We start from the raw sequence: 20,488 nt of genomic DNA, 5'->3' as shown, positions 1-20,488 counted from the left end.
GGCTCTATTTATCCTCTTTGATCCGCAACAATATGAATATCAATATACTTTGTTTGTCTCATAATTTCATTTACAATAGAGCCTTTTCGTATTTCTTCCCACCTTGTTCTAGCCGATTGTCCAAGTAAAATTTGCGTCACCTGTAATCTTTTTGCCACTTCAATAATAACATCTGCTGGCTTTCTTCCCTTTGCTTCTTCTAATACAAAACTTGCATCAAATTGATTCGTTAGCAACTTCCACTCTTCAATCGTCTGCTTTTTTCCAGCTGAAATAGAATCTATATTTTCCCTCTCAACGTTTAATACGTACAATTCAGCGTTTAACCGATCAGCCATGCGCCATCCCCGTCTTATTAATTTCTCCGCTGTTGAACTGTATTGTACACAAACGAGAATTTTTTCTTTCACTCCGATTGGTTCTATCACTGTTTGACTAATCTTTTCGTCCATATCGTCAGCGACTTCACGAAGCGATAATTCCCTAAGTGCTCCTAAATTATTAAGCGTAAAGAAATTTTGCAAGCTTTGCTGAATTTTTTCTTCTTTATATATCTTTCCGTCTATTAACCTCTTCCGAAGTACTTCCGGTGTTGCATCAACGAGCTGAATTTCATTTGCTTTTTGTAAAATAAAATCTGGAATTCGTTCTCTTACTTTTACATTCGTAATTTGAGCTACAATATCATGAACACTTTCTAAATGTTGAATATTAAAAGCTGATAATACCGATATACCAGCCTCTAACAATTCCTGCACATCCATATAACGTTTCTTATGTTTAGAACCAGGAACATTACTATGCGCAAGTTCATCCACTACGACTACTTGAGGCGCGCGTTTTTTTATTCCTTCCACATCAAGCTCATAAAATACCTTTCCTTTATACTGTATTTCTTTCAAAGGAACTTTTTCTAAATCAGCAATTGCTTCTTCCGTCTCTTTTCTTCCATGCGTTTCAATCAAACCAATTACAATATCAATTCCATCTTTTTTCATTTCCCTTGCATCAAAGAGCATTTTATAACTTTTTCCTACGCCTGGAGCTGCTCCTACATATAACTTTAACTTTCCCCGATTTTGTTGCCGAATATATTCTAAATATTCCTCTGGCGTTCGCCTTTGAAACTTCGGTTCATAATCATCCGCATACAAAATAAACACTACCTTTCATTCGAAACAACGCTACCTCAATCCGTTAGATTGAGGTAGCACTGTTACTATTTCATTAATTTTTGTAATGCTAAATTTAGCTTTAAGACATTCACTCGATCTTCTCCAAATAAACCAAGTGCAGCACCTTCTGTTTGATCTTTAATCAATTGATTAAGTTTTTCTTTCGGAATATTCGTTAATTTCGAAATGCGATCCACCTGCACCGAGGCCGCCTTTGGACTAATATCAGGATCAAGCCCTGAACCTGAATTTGTCACTAAATCTATCGGTACTTCTGTTACTGGAACTCTCGGATTTTGTTTCTTCCACTCTTCAATACTTTTCTCTACTCGTTTCTCTAAATCTGGATTAGATGGTGCATAGTTATTTGAACCAGATGCTTCAGCCTTATATTCAATACTAGAAACACGCCCTTGAAAATAACGTGGATCCGTGAAGTTTTGCCCGATTAATTTAGAACCAATCACTTCATTTTTATCATTATATATTAGACTTCCATCCGCATTATCCTTCATCACGGCTTGTGCAATACCAGTAACAATAAGCGGGTATACAAGTCCGCACAACACTAGAAATGTAAAAGTAATACGGATAATTGTTGATAGTATACTTTGTTTCTTCTCCATCTTTTTCCCCTCTTCCTTATATGAACAAGCCGACAATTATATCAATTACTTTAATTCCAATGAACGGAACGATAACTCCACCAAGCCCATAAATAAGTAAGTTTCGGCTAAGCAATGCATTAGAACTCATCGGTTTATATGCGATACCTTTCATCGCTAACGGAATGAGTAATGGAATAATAACAGCGTTAAATATTAATGCTGATAAAATAGCTGACAGTGGTGATGTTAATTTCATAATGTTCAATGCCTCCATTTGCGGAATCGCAAGTGTAAACATTGCTGGAATGATTGCAAAATATTTTGCTATATCATTCGCAATACTAAACGTCGTTAAAGCACCTCGCGTCATTAACAATTGCTTACCGATTCCTACAACCTCAATAATTTTCGTTGGATTCGAGTCTAGATCAATCATGTTTGCCGCTTCTTTCGCTGCTGTCGTACCACTGTTCATCGCTAATCCAACGTCCGCCTGTGCTAATGCTGGAGCATCATTTGTACCATCACCTGTCATCGCTACAAGTTTCCCTTTATCTTGCTCTGCTTTAATGACAGCAATTTTATCTTCCGGTTTACACTCGGCAACGAATTCATCTACTCCAGCTTCTTTTGCAATGGTTGCTGCTGTTAACGGATTATCACCTGTACACATAACCGTTTTAATCCCCATTTGGCGTAACTGTTCAAAACGCTCACGCATACCCGGTTTTACTGTATCCTTTAAATAAATTAAACCGTAAATACGATTATCTACTGCAACTACAAGTGGTGTTCCGCCCTCTTTTGAAATTAAGTCTGCTTTTTGATTTACATCTTTCGGAATTGTTCCGCCTTGTGACTCAACCCATTCAATAACGGCACCTACAGCACCTTTTCTCACTTTCGTTCCGTCTTGTAAATCAACACCACTCATTCTCGTTTCTGCTTTAAACGGAACAAACTCACCTTGTTCTGCAAGTTCTCTATTATATGATATAGATTTTCCCTGCACATACTCGATAACAGATCGACCTTCTGGTGTTTCATCTAAAACAGAACTAATAGCGGCCCACTTTCCAACTTGCTCAATCGTTTCATTTCCTACAGGTAATAATGTATGAGCCATTCGGTTCCCAAAAGTAATTGTACCTGTTTTATCTAAAATAATTGTATTAATATCGCCCGCAGCTTCTACTGCTTTCCCTGACATCGCTAGCACGTTAAATTTTGTCACCCGATCCATCCCCGCAATACCAATCGCTGATAGCAAACCACCAATTGTCGTTGGAATTAAACATACTAACAACGCTACAAGTACAGCAGTATCAATTTGAAAACCTAAATAATTTGTAAAAATCGGCAACGTCACAACGACGATCAAGAAAATAAGAGTTAAGCTCGTTAATACTGTATTTAAAGCAATCTCATTCGGCGTTTTTTGACGAGCAGCTCCTTCTACTAAAGAAATCATTTTATCGATAAATGATTCACCAGGATTACTCGTAATGACAATTGTAATTTCATCACTTACGACCATCGTTCCACCTGTTACGGAACAAAAATCACCGCCTGCTTCTTTTATAACAGGAGCTGATTCACCTGTAATTGCAGATTCATCTACAGATGCTAATCCTTTGATTACTTCGCCATCACTTGGAATCATTTCTCCTTGTTTTACGATAACAACGTCACCTTTTCTAAGATCAGTTGCTGAAACTTGGACAATGTCTCCATTTTCTTTTACTACATTTGCAAACACATCTTTCTTCGACTGCTTTAAAGAATCGGCTTGCGCTTTACCACGACCTTCTGCTAATGCTTCTGCAAAATTCGCAAATAAAACTGTAAATAATAGAATGAGAGAAACTGTTATATTAAACCATCCTGGTATACTACTAGAACTGCTTGGAAGAAAAGATAAAATGAACGTAATGATAAATCCAATTTCCACAACGAACATAATCGGATTCTTTATCATGACTTTCGGATTCAATTTCGCAACGGATTGCTTCATCGCATGTGTTACGATATCACGATCCATCGTTTTCGCTTGTCTAACTTCATCTTCTACAGCATGTATTTGTGACTCATTTAATTGTTTTTCTTTTACTACTACCGGTCTCATCATTTACCCTCCATTACTTCAATGTAAGAAATTCTGCAATTGGACCGAGTACTAACATCGGGAAGAATGTTAATGCACCGACAATTACAATTGTTCCAATGAAGATGCCACCAAATAAACTATTATCTGTACGGAACGTTCCGACTGTTTCTGGCACTACCGTTTTTTCTTTCAATGAAGCTGCCACAGCTAGCATCGTAATTAAACTGAAGTAACGTCCTAAAAACATAACTAAACCAGTCGTAATATTCCAAAACGGTGTATTATCTCCTAATCCTTCAAATCCAGATCCGTTATTCGCAGCTGACGATGTATATTCATATACCACTTGCGTCAAACCGTGGAAACCGGAATGAGAAATAGCATCCGTCCCTAAATTTGTTGAAAGAGCTAATGCCGAAAATCCTAAAATGAGCAATGGATGAAATAAAATCGTGACCGCGATTAATTTCATTTCCTTACCTTCAATCTTTTTACCTAAAAACTCTGGTGTCCGTCCAACCATTAACCCAGATATAAACACCGCGATAATTGCATACATAATAATGTTTACAAAACCTGCTCCAACGCCACCATACACAGTATTTAACATCATATTTACAAGCGGAACTAAACCGCCAATTGGTGTTAACGTATCATGCATCGTATTAACAGCGCCTGTTTCAGCAGCTGTCGTTACCGTTGCGTATAGTGAAGAAAATACTGTTCCAAATCGTACTTCTTTCCCTTCTGTACTTCCTTGTACATGTTCGATACCCATTCCATTTAATGCCGGATTCCCATTTAGTTCAGATGTCGTAATCGTTATAAATCCTAGTAAAAACACCATAAAAAGTGATACGAAAAGGATGCGACCTTGTTTTTTATTTCCTACCATTCGCCCGTACGTAAATGGAAGTGCTGTTGGTAATAACATCATAAGCATCATTTGCAAAATATTACTCATTTGTCCTGGATTTTCAAAAGGATGCGTAGAGTTCGCTCCGAAAAATCCACCGCCGTTATTTCCAAGTTCCTTTATGGAAACGAATGATGCAACAGGTCCACGTAATATACTTTGCTTTGCCCCATCAATCGTTTGTGCTGTAACCGCCCCATCTAACGTTTGCGGTACGCCAAGTGCGACAAAAACTAGTGCCGCAATAAATGCAATAGGAAGAAACACTCTCGTTAACGCTCTCGTAAAATCAACGAAAAAGTTACCAAGTTCTTTTCCAGCAAGTCCTCTTATAAAAGCCATAACGAGCGCTAATGTCGTTGCTGGTGCCGCAAACATTAAAAATGTAATTCCGATTAATTGTGATAAATAAGATAAACCATTTTCACCGCTATAATGCTGTAAGTTTGTATCAGCCATAAAACTAATTGCTGTATTAAAAGCGAGCGTAGGCTCCATCCCTTCAATATGCGCTGGATTTAGTGGCAGCACACCTTGTAATCTGAAAATGAAGTATACGACAACGATCATAAATCCATTTAATAAAACTAATGATAATGCGTACTGTTTCCACGTTTGATTGTATGCTTTTACACCCGTAATTTTAAAAATAAGTTTTTCAAAAGGCCCGAATACTTTATCTAACGTTTTGCTACCTTGAAAAGCTTTTTCTAAATAAATCCCCGTTGGCTTTGCTACTAAAATAAACAAGAGCATTGTAATAATGACTACAACCCAAATCATAATGAATGATTCCCCCTAATTAAAACTTCTCTGGATTTAATAATGCATACACTAAATACACTGTAATTGCTGCGACAATAACCGATAAGACAATCATCATGATTGCTTTCCTTCTTTCACAACTTTATCTGACCAACTTGCAAGACTTGCCATCGATGCAACTAATAAAATAAAAATCCCGACCATTACAACATCTAACATAACTATCCCTCTCTTTTTGTTAAAATTTACCATTTAAATATTAAAAAAGAACACTGAGCTCTACTCAGTGTTCAAAAAATGAACAACAAAAAGTAAACCTCCTCTCTAAACGCTTACGAGGTTAGCTGTCGGATTCGGGCCTAAAGAGTAGCCCTACTTTCAAAACTGAAAGATTCACCCCAAGTGACGATGCACAAAATTGGTTCCCCCGCTCCATTTCTGGAACTCAGCGATTTTAGGTTTTTTTGGAAATTTTATGAATGATTTATGAGAGTAAATATACTCCTCTATATTTCACTTGTAAAGGGGTAAATTACTGAAAATAATAATATTTACATTCATTTAAACGCTTACATTGAAGATTATTACTGTTATTTCATCTATTTTCTTTATTTCTCTTTTCTTTTCTTAAAAATGACCTTTTAAATATGAAATAAAAAGAGCGAATGACATGAAGTGCATAGCTTGTTGCACTCAGCATTCGCTCTTTTTTATTCAACCTTTATTCTCCTCGTAAAAATGCACGTAAATTTCTCCCACGAATATAAACTTGTGTCAATTCTGCATGTAGCTGCTCATACTCGGTAATATCCATCTCTAAATACAAAGCATCTTTTGATGGTAATATAATATATGGCCCTGGAAAAAGGGGATCAATCTGGACCAATTCTTGAACTCGCTCTACCGATACTGCCCAACGATTTGCTATATCTCCAAGTAATAGTACCTTCATCATTTCTTCCCCCGCCCTATTCAAAAAATAAAAAAGAAATATTATCACAATTTGTAAACACGACAAACTTAGCTCCAATGGTTTCATAGAGCCTCGCTGGATATCGTTTATTCCTTGTAACAACAGTAATAGGTGCTTGAAAAGAAAAGCGAATGTGTTCTGTGAAAAAACTAACGATTGGAAGCTCATCCCCTAGTAAAATCACCTTCTTAATACACTCACAAATACTAGTAAAGTCCTGCTCCTTACTGCAGCTATAAGTCCAATCAAACCCACAATTCCTAACTTCAGCCGCTATCTCTTCATTTGCTGTAAAAATAATTAACTCATGTTGAAATGATACTAAATCTCTTAAACTATCTACTTTACTTTCTTCTCCAACACAAATAAGTGTTAGTTCCATGTACCTCATCCTCCTTAGTATAAAAGAAATCAAACATAGATTGATATTCCCCTATACTAATCAGATCGATGAAGTGATGTATCCATCATGGCACCGTCCTCTCTCAAGACGCTTACGAAGTTAGCTGTCGGATTCGGACTTTGAGAGTAGCCCTACTTTCAAACTTGAAAGATTCACCCCTAGTGCCTACGCACAAATTGGTTCCTCCGCTCCATATAATTGGACTCAGCGTTTACAAAAAAATGTATTCTGGCTGATATATTACTCCTGTATTTTGAAAAAGTAAACAGAAAAAAAGCCAGTTATAAAACTGGCTTTTCACTTACCTATGCACGCGTTCTATTCACTTTATATGCAAAATGATTCGTCGGTCCATGACCACTACCAATATTCAATGGCTCTTCAATTGCTATACTAATAAATCGTTTTGCTTCTTGAACAGCATCTTCAATTGAGTATCCTTTCGCAAGTCCTGCTGTAACCGCTGAAGCAAATGTACACCCACTTCCATGCGTTTGCTTTGAAGGAATTCGCTCGCTTCTAAACTCAATAAATTTTTCTCCATCAAAGAGGAAATCAATTACTTCATTCCCTTGATATTCTGCATGTCCGCCCTTCATAAGCACATATTTAGCACCTAATTCATGCAATACTTTTGCAGCTTCCTTACTATCTTCAACATTATGAATCTCCATCCCAGTTAACACTTCTGCTTCTGGGACATTCGGTGTTATAACAGTTGCTACTGGTAATAAATATTCTTTTAATGCTTGAACTGCTTCTTGCTGTAATAATGATGCACCGCCTTTTGCAATCATAACGGGATCTAGCACAATATTATTCCAGCCAAACTTTTTAATTTGTTCTGCAACAATTTGAATTATTTCACTACTAAATAACATTCCTAGTTTCACTGCATCTGGTGTTACATCCGTACCAATTGAATTCAGCTGTTCTGTAATACCTTCTAATGGAACAGAATATACCCCTTGAACGCCAAGCGTGTTTTGAGCAGTAATTGCCGTAATAGCCGTCATTCCGTATACACCAAGCTCTTGGAATGTTTTTAAATCTGCCTGAATTCCAGCACCGCCGCCGCTATCAGACCCTGCAATTGTTAAAGCTTTATTCACTTTCATCCCACTCATCCTTTTCTATCCAAAATAGCGATGATAAATCGTTTTTGCTTCGCTTATATCTTTCGTTCCATGTACGAGCACACGGCCATCTTTAAAGGCTACTAACCTCTTGTCTTCAACAGAAAATGATAGTAAATATGGATTTATATTTAAATCATTTACACGACCTTCCAACAACTCTTTATATTGTTCAAAATTCATTTCATCTTTATGAGGTGGTCTAATTTGAACTGTATTTCGCCCGCATAAAACTGCTGTTTTTGATGTGTTTTCTTTATTTAAATACGGATATAATGCATTCTCTCCGCATGAAGGACAATTATGCTGGCGAAGTTTTTGCACATTCATACATGAATACTCATTCTTCCACATATCAAACGATACAAGCCCATCTCGAAGTGATTCGTAATCTTCTACTAACAGTTTAAGAGCTTCTGTTACTTGATGAGAAACGACAAGAGATACAGCAGGTGATATAATACCCGCTGTATCACATGTTGCCCCGCCAAGCGGAATCGACTGTAATAAACATGATAAACATGGTGTTTTACTAGGAAGGATTGTGTAAGAAAGACCGTAACTACCTACACATGCACCGTAAATCCATGGAATAGAATATTTTTGTGATATATCATTTACAATAAAGCGCGTTTCGAAATTATCAGTCGCATCAATAATTACATCAACATTTATAACAAGTTCTTCTAGCTCTTCAGCTGTTACATCTTGAACGAGAGCTTCTATTGTTACATCACTATTAATCTCTTCTAAACGTTTTTTAGCCGCTATAGCTTTTGGAAGATTATTCTTTACGTCGCTCTCTGCATACAATTGTTGTCTTTGTAAATTACTCCAATCTACATAATCACGGTCAACAATTGTTATCTTGCCAACACCTGCTCTTACAAACATCTCTGCATTTGCACTACCTAATGCACCTGCACCGATAATAAGCACATGCTTTTCTCTTATCTTTTGCTGTCCTTCTTCTCCAATTGGAGAAAATAGTTCTTGGCGAGAATATCGATTATTCAACTACGCTCATTCCTTCTAAAGGACTACTTGCAGTTGCACAACGCTTACGTGCAATGCGACCTGCTTCAAATCCTAAACGGCCTGCTTCAATACTTAATTTCATTGCTTGTGCCATTTTAATAGGATCTTTTGCTCCTGATACAGCTGTATTTAATAACACGCCATCTGCTCCTAATTCCATTGCAAATGCCGCATCAGCTGGGCTACCAATACCGGCATCAACGATAACTGGTACTGTCGCTTGTTCAATAATGAAGCTCAAATTTAATGGATTTACAATACCAAGTCCTGATCCGATTGGAGATGCTCCTGGCATAATCGCATGCACGCCAAGCTCTTGTAATTTACGTGCTAATACAACATCATCAGATGTATACGGAAGTACGATAAATCCTTCTTCCAGTAACATTTCAGATGCCTTTAATGTTTCTACCGGATCAGGTAATAACGTTCTATCATCACCAATAACTTCTACCTTTATCATGTCACAAAGCCCAGAAGCTTTTGCTAATTTTGCAATACGAACAGCCTCTTCAGCGTTTTTTGCTCCTGCTGTATTTGGTAATAACGTATATTTTTTCACATCAAGTTTCTCTAATAAATTAGGTTGCTTTGCATCAAAGATATCCATACGACGTACTGCAAACGTTAAAATTTCAGCTTCAGAAACGTCAATTGCCTTTTGCTGTACGTCAAAATCAGGGAATTTACCTGTTCCTAATAAAAGTCTAGAATGAAATGAAAATGGTCCAATGTTTAACATAATCAACCGCCTCCTACGAAAGTTACAATCTCAATTTGGTCTCCATCAAAAACAGATGTATCTGTATGATCATCTTTTTGTAAAATATCTTTATTACGCTCTACTACAACAATTCTGTTATCTAGCTCTAAATGTGTAAGTAGCTCAGCTACTGTTTTTACACTCGCTGGCACTTCAATTTGGTTACCATTAATTTTTAAATTCAAACTTCCATCCCCTTTCTAAACTCTTCTAGAAAGCAATGAATCTAGCAAATGATTCTCTTGCTTTCCTTCTATTAAATCAGCCATATATTGGCCAGAAATAGGACTTAATAAAATACCGTTTCGATAATGGCCCGTGCAAGCATATAAACCTTTTATTTCTTCATGCTCTCCCATATAAGGAGCTTCATGATTCGATTGTGGTCTTAATCCTGCCCACGTGCTTTCCCATTCTGCTTCTTTTAAAGCTGGCAATATTGTATAAGCACGCTCTAATATAGAAGTTATACTTTCTGGCTGCACAGTTTTATTGAACGTATGTGGCTTCATTGTTGCCCCAATTACGTAACGTCCACCGCGCTTTGGAGTAATGTAAAATCTTTCTTGAAAAATAGGTGCTTTTAAAAGTTGTTTTCTACTTCTTACCGCAACCACTTCTCCTTTAACTGGATATGTACCCCAATCGCGGTGAAAATAACTGAGTAACTTCGTGCTCCATGAACCTCCTGCAATAACGACTTTCTCACATGTGAAAATACCTTCACTTGTAATAACTCCAGTCACTTTATTATTTTCAATACGGATATCAAATACTTCTGTCTGTTCATATATATCAGCACCGGAAATCGCTGCAGAATGTGCGAATGCTTTCGTAAGCTCTGGTGCAATAACATGACCGTCTTTCGGATAATATACTGCTCCTATAATAGATTCGGATAGATATGGCTCTTTTTCCCGCACATGGTCTCCCGTTAGAAAATAAGAATCTTCACCTGTTTTCTGCTGCCAATCCATAATGTGAAGAATTCTTTCCTTCTCATCTTCATTTTGAGCAATACGATAAATTCCTTTTTCTTCATATCCAATATCAACACCCGTCTTTTCACGTAAAACTGCTGCAAGTTGTGGAAATATAGCTCGGCTTTCTCTAGCAAGTTCAAATAGCGGATCATACGCATCCCATTCTGCCTGAACACCAAGTAAACCAGCAGCTGCTTTTGAAGCTTCCGATGCAATACTTTGCTTCTCCACAATCGCTACTTTATGTCCTCTTTCTGCTAGAAAATGTGCAACTGAACTACCAATTACACCACCACCAATAATCGCTACATCATACTTCTCACACATGTTTTTCCGCCCACTTTCTTATTGATTCCTTATAAGATTTCGCTTTGCTATACGGGTTACTACTACTTACAATTCCAGACATAACTGCTATACCGCTTACACCGTTAGTAAGAACATCCACTGTGTTTTCTGGGGTAATTCCTCCAATTGCTGTAATCGGTATAGATAAACACCTTGCAATGTCTGAAATTTCTTCAAGCCCTCTCGCTGGCACACCTTTTTTACAATCTGTCGGAAATACATGGCCATAAACGAGTGAATCCGCTCCATTTTTAAAAGCTACTATTGCTTCATCTAGCGAATGCACAGAATAACCGACATGCAAATACGAAAACTTTTCTTTCACTGACTTTACATCTGTACTTCGATATCCTAGTTGAACACGAGGAATATTTAATAAAATTGCAATATCAATTCGATCGTTTATGACAATTTTAGAAGCTGGAAAGCCCTCCATTAATAGACTTTCCACACCTTCATATAATTCCTTCGTACTCTTCTCACGCTCACGAATATGCAAATAATCAATCTCACTCTCAATTTGCATCGCTACATTCACTAACTCTTCGAATGGCATATGGCCATTTGAGATTACGTGGAGCTCATTTTTCATATTCATTCGCCTACTTTAAAATATTTTCGAATAATTCATCGGCTGGGACGGTTTCATTCGTCATTCCTTTGTCCTTCAGCCACTTATTTTGTTTCTCCCAAGATTCTTTTGAATCTGATAAGAATGGCTCATCTTTCGTTTCCATCTTCTCTAATAAAATTTTCATACTTTCCTTTTCAACTTCTGGCACAAGTGGGAAGTTTTCTTTTTCTTGATGATTTAATAAAATATTCAATGCTTCATCTGGGTTTTTCTTCATGAAATCATAGCCTTTTTTCGTACCACGTAAGAAAGCTTGCAACGCCTCTTTATCTTTTTTCAACGTTTTATCACCTGTTACAAACACAAGCTCATGATAGTTTGGTACTCCGTAATCAGCTGGATTAAAGTACGCTGGTTCATGGCCTTCATGACGCATAACAGGTACTTCATGGTTAATGTATGCCCCTGTTACCGCATCTACTTTCTTCGTAATTAATGCTGGTACTAAATCAAAGCCAACATCTACTACTTTCACTGTATCAGGATTACCACCAGCTTCTTTTACCATCGTTTTTAAATACATCTCACTTAATGGTGTTCCAGAGTATCCTACTGTTTTTCCTTCTAAATCTTTCGGTGATTGAATGCCCGCTGATTTCAGTGATACAACGTGATTTAATGGTGAACGTACGACAGCCCCAATTGATTTCACTGGAATTTGCTCATTCGCTTTCGCCATAACAACATCTGGCTGATAATACAAGCCAACTGTCACCTTCCCTGCTGCTGCCAGCGTTAATGGATCAGTCGGATTAGAAGGGAATTTAATATTTACCTTTACACCTTCTTCTTTAAAGTATCCTTTTTCAATTGCTGCATAGATAAAGCTATGTACCGCATTTGGATACCAATCTAACATGACTGTTATTTCTTTCTCTTTTTTACTTTTGTCTGATGCTGAATTACTCGAACATCCTGCAATTATTGCAATTAATAATGTAAACACAAAGATGCGCTTTAAAAATTTCATGAATGCTTCCTCCAACTAATGAATTTCTTTTCTAATATGGAAATAATTACGACGAAGAAAATAGCTAATAATGATAACAATACAATAGGTGCAAATACGCCAGCTCCATCTAACTGCGTCATCATTCTCTTACTGAAATATCCAAGCCCAGCTTGTGCACCGAGCCATTCTCCAATTGCTGCTCCGATAACACTAAGCGGAACTGCAATTTTTAAAGCTGAGAAAAAATAAGGAAGAGCAGACGGCAACTTTAATTTAAGAAAAATATCTCTTTTTGTTGCTCCATATGTAACTAAGAGCTCCTCCCATTCTTTTTTCGTACTACGCAGTCCATCATACGTATTGACCGCAATTGGGAAAAACGTAATTAAAACTGTGACAACAACCTTACTCCAAATTGTATATCCAAACCATAAAACAAATAGCGGAGCAAGCGCAGTAATCGGAATCGTTTGTGAAGCAACTAATAATGGATAAAATGCTCTCTCCATCCATGTACTCGCATTCATTAACATCGCTAGCCCTACACCTAATACGATAGAGATAACAACACCTATTAAAACGACGTATAACGTTGCAGGTAAATGAACTGTAAATAATATGTCTTTTAGTTTCCATATCTTCATTAAAATCGCAGAAGGTGACGGTAAAATGTACATCTCATCTACAATTCTTGCTCCTATTTCCCACACAGCTAGTAAAATACTAGAAAGTGTAATAGCAGGAACTAATTCTTTCAATCGGTTCATCACACAAGTACCTGCCTTTGTAACATACTAAGAAGCTCATCTTTCAGCGCTAATACTTCCGGTTTATATAAATCTTTTCGTGTTCTGTTATGATCAAGCGGTACAGTCCGCTCAGTCAAAGTCGTTATCGGCTGCTGTTCCACTACTAAAACTCGGTTTGAAAGAAATAACGCTTCTTCAACATCATGAGTAATGAATAAAATTGTTTTTTCCCACTCTTGCCATTGTTCAAACAACCATTCTTGCAAAGAGGTCTTCGTTAAAGCATCCAACGCACTAAATGGTTCATCTAACAGCAATATCTCCCCGCCTGTTAATAAAGTTCGAATAAAAGATACACGTTGTCTCATACCACCAGATAAATCTTTCGGATATTTTTTCTCATACCCTTGCAAACCAAATTTATGTAACAGTTCCTTTGCCTTTACTTCTGCTTCTTTCTTCTGTACACCTTGGCACTCTAGCGGCAGGGCAGCATTCTCAATAATTGTTCTCCACGGCAAAAGCATATCTTTTTGCGGCATATATCCTACAGGATGGTTCTTTGTTTCTGTCAGTTCTATCTGTCCAGTACTTACCTTTTCTAGACCTGTAATAAGGCGAAATAAAGTACTTTTTCCACATCCACTCGGTCCGATAATACTGACAAACTCTTTCTCATGTATAGAAGCATTTAATTCATGGATGATTGGTTTCTCATCGTAATGAAAAGAAACATTATGAAACTGTAGTATGTTCTTGCTCCTCAAATCCCCACATCTCCTTACGATAGGACATATCCCAGAATAAATATTCAAATCGACTGGAATATAAGAAGATCTCCTCTAATCTTTCTAGTTCTTTCTCAGACTTTCCAACTGCCATTTCATTTAATAAATCTATTAACCAAATACAAAGATTACCGTATTCTTCCGAACTATATCCTTGAATCCACTCACCAAAAAACTCATGATCTCTTGCTCCAGGAATATCATTTAAACGCTTTCCAATTTCCCAATAGCTCCACATACATGGAAGAAGCGCTGCTATTAATTCCGCAAGTGTGCCATTTTGAGATACAGACATCATGTAATTTGTATAAGCTAAATTTTTAGCAGATGGTTTCGCAGACTCTATCTCCTCTATAGAAATTCCAAGTCTTTTTGCATATTGTTTATGGATTGTCATTTCGCCATTTAATATTCCATCAATTTGTTCAGCGAACTTTCCCATTACTTGTGGATTCGTTGCTTTTACAACACCAATCGCATATAACTTTGCATAATCTAGCAGATATAAATAATCTTGAATAATATAATACTGGAATTTATCTTTTTCTAACGTGCCATCTCCCATACCCACTACAAACGGATGATTATGACTCATCTCCCAAACCGGTTGCACAGTTTCTAATAATCTATCGCAAAATTTCATTTCTCTATCTCCTTTCAATATATGTATCTAAATAAAAAACCACTTCTATATATAAGAAGTGGTTACAGCAAATAAAGTTATACATTTATTCGATGTTCCACTTCCCTTCGCTAGTATTACCTAGATCAGGTGTTGTAAGGGTTAAGGATTATTCCTCTCTCAGCAAGTCAAGCACCCCTAGTGGTTTCAATATGAAATTTTCAAATAAAAAAGCCCCGTTTCTATACGCAAAGAAACGGGGACTCATTGTTAGTGTCCGAATTGCTTCCCTACGCTAGCATAATCTAGATCAGGTAATAAAAAGGATCAAAGGCTTACGGCCTACTCTCAGCTGGCAACACCAGCTCTCCTAGCAAACTATAAAATTATCACTGTCAGTATAACACCCTAATAAGACATCATCAACTTTTTTAATTTTCTTAATTATCAACATAATATCAAAATTATACAATACATACATTCTATTTTAGAAAATAAAACCCCAATTAATTGTATAAAAAGGAATCATTATCCTCAAAAAATTTATTTTTATATTGATTTCATATTACATTTATGTGAATACCCCCACTATATTATATCTTTATACTATAATAAAATTACAACTATACAACTAGAGGAGGTCTCTATTCCATGAATATGAAAGCTACTGCTTTAACAGCAACTACTGTAGCGATTGCTTCTTTACTTCCTTCTATGGGTGAAACAAATGTACAAAAAGCAAACGCTGAACAATTATCTAATATTAAAACTGGGTATGTCAAAGTCGATCAAGTAGCATTACATACAGAAGATAACGTAAAAAGCACATCAATTGATACAATTCGCTTTAATACAAAAGTGAACATCCTTGAAACAACTAATGGTTGGTATAAAGTATCTGTTCATAATAAAGTAGGTTATGTACAAAAAGATGCTATTTTACTAAAAAACAAACTTCAAACTAATGATCAATACATCGTTAATGCTAATGCATTAAACGTTCGCTCTGAACCTAATTTAGAATCTTCCATTTTAGATGTATTACCAAATGGTAAGTTTATTACCGTTCAAGAAGATCAAGGCGAATGGTATAAAATATCACATAATGGCCAAACAGGTTACGTACAAAAAGCATTCATCTCTAATGGTTCACAACCCTTAGTAAAAGGAATCACCGTTCAAAATAATACAAAATATACTGTTGCAACACCTAATCTAAATGTACGTAGCACCGCTAGTACAAGTAGCGCTCTACTCGGTTCATTACAAAACGGTACACAAGTACAAGTAGTAGAAACTGTAGGTACTTGGTATAAAATTCGTTTTGGCACAGGATACGGATATGTAGCAAAACACTATGTAGTACAAAATCAACCACAAGCTAAAACAGATCAGCCTTCATCAATTCCAGCTGCTTTCAAATTCCCCGCTCAAGGAAGAATTAGCTCAACCTTTGATATACGCTGGGAACAAATGCATTATGGTATAGATATTGCCGCTCCAGGAAACGTCTCTATCCAAGCTGCTGCTGCAGGTAAAGTTGTGAAATCTTATTATTCAGCTAGCTATGGCAATGTTGTTTTCATTGCGCATCAAATCAATGGGAAATTATATACAACTGTTTATGCTCATATGAAGGATCGCACTGTACAAGCTGGTGATCAAGTACAAACTGGACAATTAATAGGTCATATGGGAAACACAGGTCATTCATACGGGCAACATCTTCATTTTGAATTACATAATGGAGAATGGAATTTTGAAAAAACAAATGCAGTAAATCCACTGCCATATTTAGTTAGGTAAATTGTATGCCACGCAATATACCTCTTATAATTGAATACGCAGCCTTTTTAGGTTTAATCTGTTGTTTAATCATTTACAATACAAACATTGTATTTTTATCTATTATTATTGCTTTTGTTGCATTAGAAATTATGATGGAATCATTTCAAGTGCAACTAAAACAAAAAATTGCCCATATTTATAACGCTATATTTCTTTTGAGTGCTCTCATAACAAATATAATTAGTAATGGCTTTTATTTATCTACTGTATTTCCAGTATTCTTTATGGCTGTTTTATTATTTGTAGCTAGATATATTAATGTCCCTTATAACCAAAAACAAAAACAAGAACAAGAAGCTTAGAAAGAGGAGACACTGTGTACCAATCTTTCAAAGATGCTCCAATAAAATACATATTGCATTTGTATAAGAAAGCCAATACTTTTTTTGGTATACAAGGAAGTTATACTGCACAACTTCTCCTATATGGAATGTTGTTTCTTGTCTTAATCACTTTCTCCTTGTTTTACTAACAAAAAAGGATCTCACATAAACTGGAGATCCTTTTTAATTTATATTAATTTTTCATATCGAAAATATTGTTTATCCACAAGCATATTTTTCATAAATAAAGCTCAGATTATATTTTTTCTCTAAGCTCATTCGTTGTTCGTCATCGCACCAATAGAAAAGAATATCATGAATCGTTGCGTAACGCTTATTTTTAAGAAATAGCCTAAAGAATGATGGTAAACAATCATGTAATTGTATAAATATATAATTGCGTAGTGTTTCTTCTTTATATTCAATCCCCTTACAAATATACAGTAATTCTTCACAATAATATGCATGCTGTGGAACTTGTATCATTTCGAAAAATGGCACATAAGATAGTAGCTTTCCAATAAAATGACCATATCGATCCATTACTCCTATCGTCATATGCTCCATCATTTCTTTCATCACATATAAATAATCATCTACATGCGTTGTCTTTAATGGGTCTAAGCGATCGGAAATTTGAGATAATACAGCTCTTTGACATGCTAAAACTGCCTGACTAGGTCCATAATATGATAGGAAATCTGTACACTTACGATATTTCCGTAATAAATCATGTGTATACAAATCATATACAAAAGTATTACAATACATTGCTAAACTCATCATATCACTATTTAATTGCTCTTTTGATAATGATTTCGCTCTCTTGCACATATAAAAGAATGTAAATTCCAATACTTCTTTATGAGATAATAAATGTTTACAATCGGTTATACACTTCTCATTAAATTTAACTCTATCCCAAATTTCAATATCCCTATCTATCAATTCACCTATACGATATTTAATAATTAAATAATTTAAAGCAACTGATTGCGTCAAAAGATCCCATGTTTCATATTCCAATGAAGTATGAACAAACTCAGCTAATCCTTGCGCTATCATAAAATCATTTGCCTCTTCATACCAACCAATCTCTTGGCATAAGCGAAGAATACGCACTAAAGTTGGAATTTCATCTTTATGAAACTGCGGTAATTTCTTTGCTTTATTCATGCCATATACGATAAATGCCGCTAAATTTTCTTCTTTATAAAATTCTTTCTCTTTCCATACTAATATAGTTCGTTCTTTCCCCTCACCTTTTGGGTGACAAGGTACAAGCAAAGAAAATAATTCAGCGAAATTATTTGGTTCTATATATGTATCTGTAACCAAATTCCAATTTGGATCGCCCTGTACAGCCTTCATATAATTCCCCTTCCCTTTTCATCTATGTAGGAAATATTAATTTATTATCGCACCACTAAAAATTAATATTGTTATATTCAAAATCTCTCATAAGACTTATATCTATCAGTATATCATCTTTTCTCTTATTAAAAATTAAGAATAACAAATTTTAAAAAAATGTCGAAATTATTAACCACATACTTATTATATAATGTCTCAGATACATCACGCTAACATATTAGTTTAATCCATATATACTAGAATAATGTATCTGAAATTTATATATAATTTAGCTCTTTATGAGTGACCATTAAACTCTCGGTTAATGAAAGTTTCAATTCACTCTGTACGCTCTGAGATTTCGCTCAAGGCAAATCCAGCTTGATCATCTGCTGATTCCCTTATAGCTAAATCTCCTAGTGCTAACATGCCAATAAGTTGACCACTATCAACTACTGGTAATCGTCTAATTTGATGCTGTGCCATTAGCTCTGTAGCTTTTTCAATAGAATCATTTGGAGAAACTGAGATAATATTTGTTGTCATTACATTTGTAATCTTATTAGATCCAGGATGTTTTTCAGCAATCCCTCGAACGACTAAATCACGATCAGTAACAAGCCCAACAACTTGCTCATTTTCAACAACAGGAATTAATCCAACCGATTCTTCCTTCATTTTTACAGCTGCCTCATATACATTGTCTAGCGGTGTACAATGTACAATATGGGTACTCATTAAGTCTCTCACTCGTGTCATTATGATTTCCTCCTTTTTATACATACCATAGCTTTTCCAAAATTCCTTTATTTATTTCTGGAAAGTAACGTAATAAAAAGGATTAACAAAATAAAAAAGAGCCAGCATAATGCTGACTCTTTTTTGTATGACCCGTACGGGATTCGAACCCGTGTTACCGCCGTGAAAGGGCGGTGTCTTAACCACTTGACCAACGGGCCATGGCTCCGCAGGTAGGACTCGAACCTACGACCGATCGGTTAACAGCCGATAGCTCTACCACTGAGCTACTGCGGAATAATATATGGTGGGCCTAAATGGACTCGAACCATCGACCTCACGCTTATCAGGCGTGCGCTCTAACCAGCTGAGCTATAGGCCCATATACTTTACAGGGGCAGTAGGAATCGAACCCACACTGGAGGTTTTGGAGACCTCAGTTCTACCTTTAAACTATGCCCCTAAATGATGCCGGCTAGAGGACTTGAACCCCCAACCTACTGATTACAAGTCAGTTGCTCTACCAATTGAGCTAAGCCGGCATAAAAAAATGGTGGCTCGGGACGGAATCGAACCGCCGACACGAGGATTTTCAGTCCTCTGCTCTACCGACTGAGCTACCGAGCCAACATAAATGGCGGTCCCGACCGGGGTCGAACCGGCGATCTCCTGCGTGACAGGCAGGCATGTTAACCACTACACCACGGGACCATTTGGTTGCGGGGACAGGATTTGAACCTGCGACCTTCGGGTTATGAGCCCGACGAGCTACCGTGCTGCTCCACCCCGCGACAATATAAAGTTTTAAAAATGGAGGAGGTAGAGGGATTCGAACCCCCGCGCGACTCTCGCCGCCTGTCGGTTTTCAAGACCGATCCCTTCAGCCGAACTTGGGTATACCTCCATGAAGGAAAAAATAAATATTTTATTATTATATGTCTAAACCATTAAAGAAAAAATGGAGGAGGTAGAGGGATTCGAACCCCCGCGCGATTCTCACCGCCTGTCGGTTTTCAAGACCGATCCCTTCAGCCGAACTTGGGTATACCTCCGAGACATATATTAAATAAAGTGGAGCCTAGCGGGATCGAACCGCTGACCTCCTGCGTGCAAGGCAGGCGCTCTCCCAGCTGAGCTAAGGCCCCATGTTTTTTGGGAATATCGGGAAGACAGGATTTGAACCTGCGACCCCCTGGTCCCAAACCAGGTGCTCTACCAAGCTGAGCCACTTCCCGTTAATAAAAGCGCGCCCGAGAGGAGTCGAAC

The 20,488-nt window shown here is 36.8% G+C and carries 23 protein-coding genes, 12 tRNA genes and 4 riboswitches; of the genes, 2 read left to right on the top strand and 33 right to left on the bottom strand.

The window, feature by feature from the left end; all coding sequences use genetic code 11:
- Positions 1–8: 8 nt before the first annotated feature.
- The 19 genes from kdpDN to tenA all read right to left on the bottom strand — a co-directional run bounded on the left by kdpDN (position 9) and on the right by tenA (position 14,981).
- Positions 9–1,163 carry a KdpD-like non-kinase potassium sensor gene (kdpDN, locus tag MR107_RS22810; protein ID WP_003269552.1) on the bottom strand — a complete coding sequence of 385 codons (1,155 nt, stop codon included), beginning with the start codon at positions 1,161–1,163 and terminating at the stop codon, positions 9–11.
- A gap of 56 nt (positions 1,164–1,219) precedes the next feature.
- On the bottom strand, positions 1,220–1,801 hold the full coding sequence (kdpC, locus tag MR107_RS22805) for a K(+)-transporting ATPase subunit C (RefSeq protein ID WP_017656929.1): 582 nt from the start codon (positions 1,799–1,801) through the stop codon (positions 1,220–1,222).
- A 16-nt stretch (positions 1,802–1,817) separates the two neighbouring features.
- Positions 1,818–3,908 (bottom strand): potassium-transporting ATPase subunit KdpB, encoded by a 2,091-nt coding sequence (gene kdpB / locus MR107_RS22800; protein WP_001248003.1) that lies wholly within the window; start codon positions 3,906–3,908, stop codon positions 1,818–1,820.
- A gap of 13 nt (positions 3,909–3,921) precedes the next feature.
- Positions 3,922–5,589 (bottom strand): potassium-transporting ATPase subunit KdpA, encoded by a 1,668-nt coding sequence (kdpA, locus tag MR107_RS22795; protein WP_242292734.1) that lies wholly within the window; start codon positions 5,587–5,589, stop codon positions 3,922–3,924.
- A 19-nt stretch (positions 5,590–5,608) separates the two neighbouring features.
- Positions 5,609–5,686: a K(+)-transporting ATPase subunit F gene (kdpF, locus tag MR107_RS22790; RefSeq protein WP_223153441.1), complete on the bottom strand. Its 78-nt coding sequence runs from the start codon at positions 5,684–5,686 to the stop codon at positions 5,609–5,611.
- Positions 5,686–5,790, bottom strand: a complete 105-nt coding sequence (locus MR107_RS22785; RefSeq protein WP_000887894.1) for a SipW-dependent-type signal peptide-containing protein — start codon at positions 5,788–5,790, stop codon at positions 5,686–5,688. Before MR107_RS22785 ends, kdpF begins: the two co-directional genes overlap by 1 nt.
- Positions 5,791–5,886: 96 nt before the next feature.
- Positions 5,887–6,032, bottom strand: a riboswitch (cyclic di-AMP (ydaO/yuaA leader).
- A 134-nt stretch (positions 6,033–6,166) separates the two neighbouring features.
- On the bottom strand, positions 6,167–6,289 hold the full coding sequence (locus MR107_RS31405) for a hypothetical protein (protein ID WP_001034421.1): 123 nt from the start codon (positions 6,287–6,289) through the stop codon (positions 6,167–6,169).
- Between the two features lie 3 nt (positions 6,290–6,292).
- Positions 6,293–6,526, bottom strand: a complete 234-nt coding sequence (locus MR107_RS22780; RefSeq protein ID WP_002025339.1) for a hypothetical protein — start codon at positions 6,524–6,526, stop codon at positions 6,293–6,295.
- 13 nt (positions 6,527–6,539) lie between these two features.
- Positions 6,540–6,926, bottom strand: a complete 387-nt coding sequence (locus MR107_RS22775; protein WP_000424067.1) for a hypothetical protein — start codon at positions 6,924–6,926, stop codon at positions 6,540–6,542.
- A 93-nt stretch (positions 6,927–7,019) separates the two neighbouring features.
- A riboswitch (cyclic di-AMP (ydaO/yuaA leader) is annotated at positions 7,020–7,167 on the bottom strand.
- Between the two features lie 85 nt (positions 7,168–7,252).
- Positions 7,253–8,065, bottom strand: coding sequence for a bifunctional hydroxymethylpyrimidine kinase/phosphomethylpyrimidine kinase (gene thiD, locus MR107_RS22770; RefSeq protein ID WP_074554247.1), 813 nt, complete (start codon positions 8,063–8,065; stop codon positions 7,253–7,255).
- 15 nt (positions 8,066–8,080) lie between these two features.
- Positions 8,081–9,100 carry a thiazole biosynthesis adenylyltransferase ThiF gene (gene thiF / locus MR107_RS22765; RefSeq protein ID WP_001065417.1) on the bottom strand — a complete coding sequence of 340 codons (1,020 nt, stop codon included), beginning with the start codon at positions 9,098–9,100 and terminating at the stop codon, positions 8,081–8,083.
- A complete protein-coding gene (thiG, locus tag MR107_RS22760; RefSeq protein WP_000931981.1) occupies positions 9,093–9,863 on the bottom strand; it encodes a thiazole synthase in 771 nt (256 codons plus the stop codon). Before thiG ends, thiF begins: the two co-directional genes overlap by 8 nt.
- 2 nt (positions 9,864–9,865) lie before the next feature.
- Complete coding sequence (gene thiS / locus MR107_RS22755) at positions 9,866–10,069, bottom strand: sulfur carrier protein ThiS (protein WP_001049502.1); 204 nt, start codon at positions 10,067–10,069, stop codon at positions 9,866–9,868.
- 15 nt (positions 10,070–10,084) lie between these two features.
- Positions 10,085–11,194: a glycine oxidase ThiO gene (thiO, locus tag MR107_RS22750; protein WP_000333312.1), complete on the bottom strand. Its 1,110-nt coding sequence runs from the start codon at positions 11,192–11,194 to the stop codon at positions 10,085–10,087.
- A complete protein-coding gene (gene tenI / locus MR107_RS22745) occupies positions 11,187–11,807 on the bottom strand; it encodes a thiazole tautomerase TenI (RefSeq protein WP_000787170.1) in 621 nt (206 codons plus the stop codon). The genes thiO and tenI overlap by 8 nt, the downstream gene beginning before the upstream one ends.
- Positions 11,808–11,817: 10 nt before the next feature.
- On the bottom strand, positions 11,818–12,819 hold the full coding sequence (locus MR107_RS22740) for an ABC transporter substrate-binding protein (protein ID WP_000670415.1): 1,002 nt from the start codon (positions 12,817–12,819) through the stop codon (positions 11,818–11,820).
- Complete coding sequence (locus tag MR107_RS22735; protein WP_001080853.1) at positions 12,816–13,568, bottom strand: ABC transporter permease; 753 nt, start codon at positions 13,566–13,568, stop codon at positions 12,816–12,818. Before MR107_RS22735 ends, MR107_RS22740 begins: the two co-directional genes overlap by 4 nt.
- A complete protein-coding gene (locus tag MR107_RS22730) occupies positions 13,568–14,317 on the bottom strand; it encodes an ABC transporter ATP-binding protein (protein ID WP_001256797.1) in 750 nt (249 codons plus the stop codon). The genes MR107_RS22735 and MR107_RS22730 overlap by 1 nt, the downstream gene beginning before the upstream one ends.
- Positions 14,286–14,981 (bottom strand): thiaminase II, encoded by a 696-nt coding sequence (gene tenA, locus MR107_RS22725; protein WP_000666827.1) that lies wholly within the window; start codon positions 14,979–14,981, stop codon positions 14,286–14,288. The genes MR107_RS22730 and tenA overlap by 32 nt, the downstream gene beginning before the upstream one ends.
- Before the next feature lie 85 nt (positions 14,982–15,066).
- A riboswitch (TPP riboswitch) is annotated at positions 15,067–15,170 on the bottom strand.
- Between the two features lie 60 nt (positions 15,171–15,230).
- Positions 15,231–15,342, bottom strand: a riboswitch (TPP riboswitch).
- Positions 15,343–15,611: 269 nt separating this feature from the next.
- On the opposite strand from tenA, the gene MR107_RS22720 reads away from it, so the two are divergent.
- Both MR107_RS22720 and MR107_RS22715 read left to right on the top strand, forming a co-directional pair.
- Positions 15,612–16,766, top strand: coding sequence for an SH3 domain-containing protein (locus MR107_RS22720; RefSeq protein ID WP_074554249.1), 1,155 nt, complete (start codon positions 15,612–15,614; stop codon positions 16,764–16,766).
- A 5-nt stretch (positions 16,767–16,771) separates the two neighbouring features.
- Positions 16,772–17,110, top strand: coding sequence for a hypothetical protein (locus tag MR107_RS22715; RefSeq protein WP_001137818.1), 339 nt, complete (start codon positions 16,772–16,774; stop codon positions 17,108–17,110).
- Positions 17,111–17,350: 240 nt separating this feature from the next.
- On the opposite strand, the gene MR107_RS22710 is transcribed toward MR107_RS22715, so the two are convergent.
- The 14 genes from MR107_RS22710 to MR107_RS22645 all read right to left on the bottom strand — a co-directional run bounded on the left by MR107_RS22710 (position 17,351) and on the right by MR107_RS22645 (position 20,457).
- Positions 17,351–18,502, bottom strand: a complete 1,152-nt coding sequence (locus tag MR107_RS22710; protein WP_074554253.1) for a DUF3965 domain-containing protein — start codon at positions 18,500–18,502, stop codon at positions 17,351–17,353.
- A gap of 321 nt (positions 18,503–18,823) precedes the next feature.
- The gene (locus tag MR107_RS22705) at positions 18,824–19,243 is read right to left on the bottom strand and encodes a CBS domain-containing protein (protein ID WP_000199011.1); all 420 of its coding nucleotides are present in this window, start codon (positions 19,241–19,243) and stop codon (positions 18,824–18,826) included.
- A gap of 128 nt (positions 19,244–19,371) precedes the next feature.
- A tRNA-Glu gene (locus MR107_RS22700) sits at positions 19,372–19,443 on the bottom strand.
- Between the two features lies 1 nt (position 19,444).
- Positions 19,445–19,519 (bottom strand) — tRNA-Asn (locus MR107_RS22695).
- An 8-nt stretch (positions 19,520–19,527) separates the two neighbouring features.
- A tRNA-Ile gene (locus MR107_RS22690) sits at positions 19,528–19,604 on the bottom strand.
- Positions 19,605–19,614: 10 nt separating this feature from the next.
- Positions 19,615–19,685, bottom strand: a tRNA-Trp gene (locus MR107_RS22685).
- Between the two features lie 6 nt (positions 19,686–19,691).
- Positions 19,692–19,764 (bottom strand) — tRNA-Thr (locus tag MR107_RS22680).
- A 9-nt stretch (positions 19,765–19,773) separates the two neighbouring features.
- Positions 19,774–19,849, bottom strand: a tRNA-Phe gene (locus tag MR107_RS22675).
- A gap of 8 nt (positions 19,850–19,857) precedes the next feature.
- Positions 19,858–19,933: transfer RNA gene (locus MR107_RS22670), tRNA-Asp, on the bottom strand.
- Positions 19,934–19,936: 3 nt separating this feature from the next.
- Positions 19,937–20,013, bottom strand: a tRNA-Met gene (locus MR107_RS22665).
- Between the two features lie 20 nt (positions 20,014–20,033).
- Positions 20,034–20,126: transfer RNA gene (locus tag MR107_RS22660), tRNA-Ser, on the bottom strand.
- 55 nt (positions 20,127–20,181) lie between these two features.
- Positions 20,182–20,274, bottom strand: a tRNA-Ser gene (locus tag MR107_RS22655).
- Between the two features lie 20 nt (positions 20,275–20,294).
- Positions 20,295–20,367 (bottom strand) — tRNA-Ala (locus MR107_RS22650).
- Between the two features lie 16 nt (positions 20,368–20,383).
- Positions 20,384–20,457 (bottom strand) — tRNA-Pro (locus MR107_RS22645).
- Positions 20,458–20,488 lie beyond the last annotated feature (31 nt).

It is taken from the genome of Bacillus cereus group sp. BfR-BA-01441 (assembly GCF_022663075.1).
GTDB classification, from domain to species: Bacteria; Bacillota; Bacilli; order Bacillales; family Bacillaceae_G; genus Bacillus_A; species Bacillus_A cereus.
Note: the sequence above shows the minus strand (reverse complement) of the source record. Positions and strands in the feature narration are given on the sequence as shown.

What these genes read in the sequence shown, in the direction of transcription:
- kdpC (WP_017656929.1), bottom strand. Translation starts at nt 1,801, where the DNA reads ATGGAGAAGAAACAAAGTATACTATCAACAATTATCCGTATTACTTTT.
- kdpB (WP_001248003.1), bottom strand. Translation starts at nt 3,908, where the DNA reads ATGAGACCGGTAGTAGTAAAAGAAAAACAATTAAATGAGTCACAAATA.
- kdpA (WP_242292734.1), bottom strand. Translation starts at nt 5,589, where the DNA reads ATGATTTGGGTTGTAGTCATTATTACAATGCTCTTGTTTATTTTAGTA.
- kdpF (WP_223153441.1), bottom strand. Translation starts at nt 5,686, where the DNA reads ATGATTGTCTTATCGGTTATTGTCGCAGCAATTACAGTGTATTTAGTG.
- MR107_RS22785 (WP_000887894.1), bottom strand. Translation starts at nt 5,790, where the DNA reads ATGTTAGATGTTGTAATGGTCGGGATTTTTATTTTATTAGTTGCATCG.
- MR107_RS22780 (WP_002025339.1), bottom strand. Translation starts at nt 6,526, where the DNA reads ATGATGAAGGTACTATTACTTGGAGATATAGCAAATCGTTGGGCAGTA.
- MR107_RS22775 (WP_000424067.1), bottom strand. Translation starts at nt 6,926, where the DNA reads ATGGAACTAACACTTATTTGTGTTGGAGAAGAAAGTAAAGTAGATAGT.
- thiD (WP_074554247.1), bottom strand. Translation starts at nt 8,065, where the DNA reads ATGAAAGTGAATAAAGCTTTAACAATTGCAGGGTCTGATAGCGGCGGC.
- thiG (WP_000931981.1), bottom strand. Translation starts at nt 9,863, where the DNA reads ATGTTAAACATTGGACCATTTTCATTTCATTCTAGACTTTTATTAGGA.
- thiO (WP_000333312.1), bottom strand. Translation starts at nt 11,194, where the DNA reads ATGTGTGAGAAGTATGATGTAGCGATTATTGGTGGTGGTGTAATTGGT.
- tenI (WP_000787170.1), bottom strand. Translation starts at nt 11,807, where the DNA reads ATGAAAAATGAGCTCCACGTAATCTCAAATGGCCATATGCCATTCGAA.
- MR107_RS22740 (WP_000670415.1), bottom strand. Translation starts at nt 12,819, where the DNA reads ATGAAATTTTTAAAGCGCATCTTTGTGTTTACATTATTAATTGCAATA.
- MR107_RS22735 (WP_001080853.1), bottom strand. Translation starts at nt 13,568, where the DNA reads ATGAACCGATTGAAAGAATTAGTTCCTGCTATTACACTTTCTAGTATT.
- tenA (WP_000666827.1), bottom strand. Translation starts at nt 14,981, where the DNA reads ATGAAATTTTGCGATAGATTATTAGAAACTGTGCAACCGGTTTGGGAG.
- MR107_RS22720 (WP_074554249.1), top strand. Translation starts at nt 15,612, where the DNA reads ATGAATATGAAAGCTACTGCTTTAACAGCAACTACTGTAGCGATTGCT.
- MR107_RS22715 (WP_001137818.1), top strand. Translation starts at nt 16,772, where the DNA reads ATGCCACGCAATATACCTCTTATAATTGAATACGCAGCCTTTTTAGGT.
- MR107_RS22710 (WP_074554253.1), bottom strand. Translation starts at nt 18,502, where the DNA reads ATGAAGGCTGTACAGGGCGATCCAAATTGGAATTTGGTTACAGATACA.
- MR107_RS22705 (WP_000199011.1), bottom strand. Translation starts at nt 19,243, where the DNA reads ATGACACGAGTGAGAGACTTAATGAGTACCCATATTGTACATTGTACA.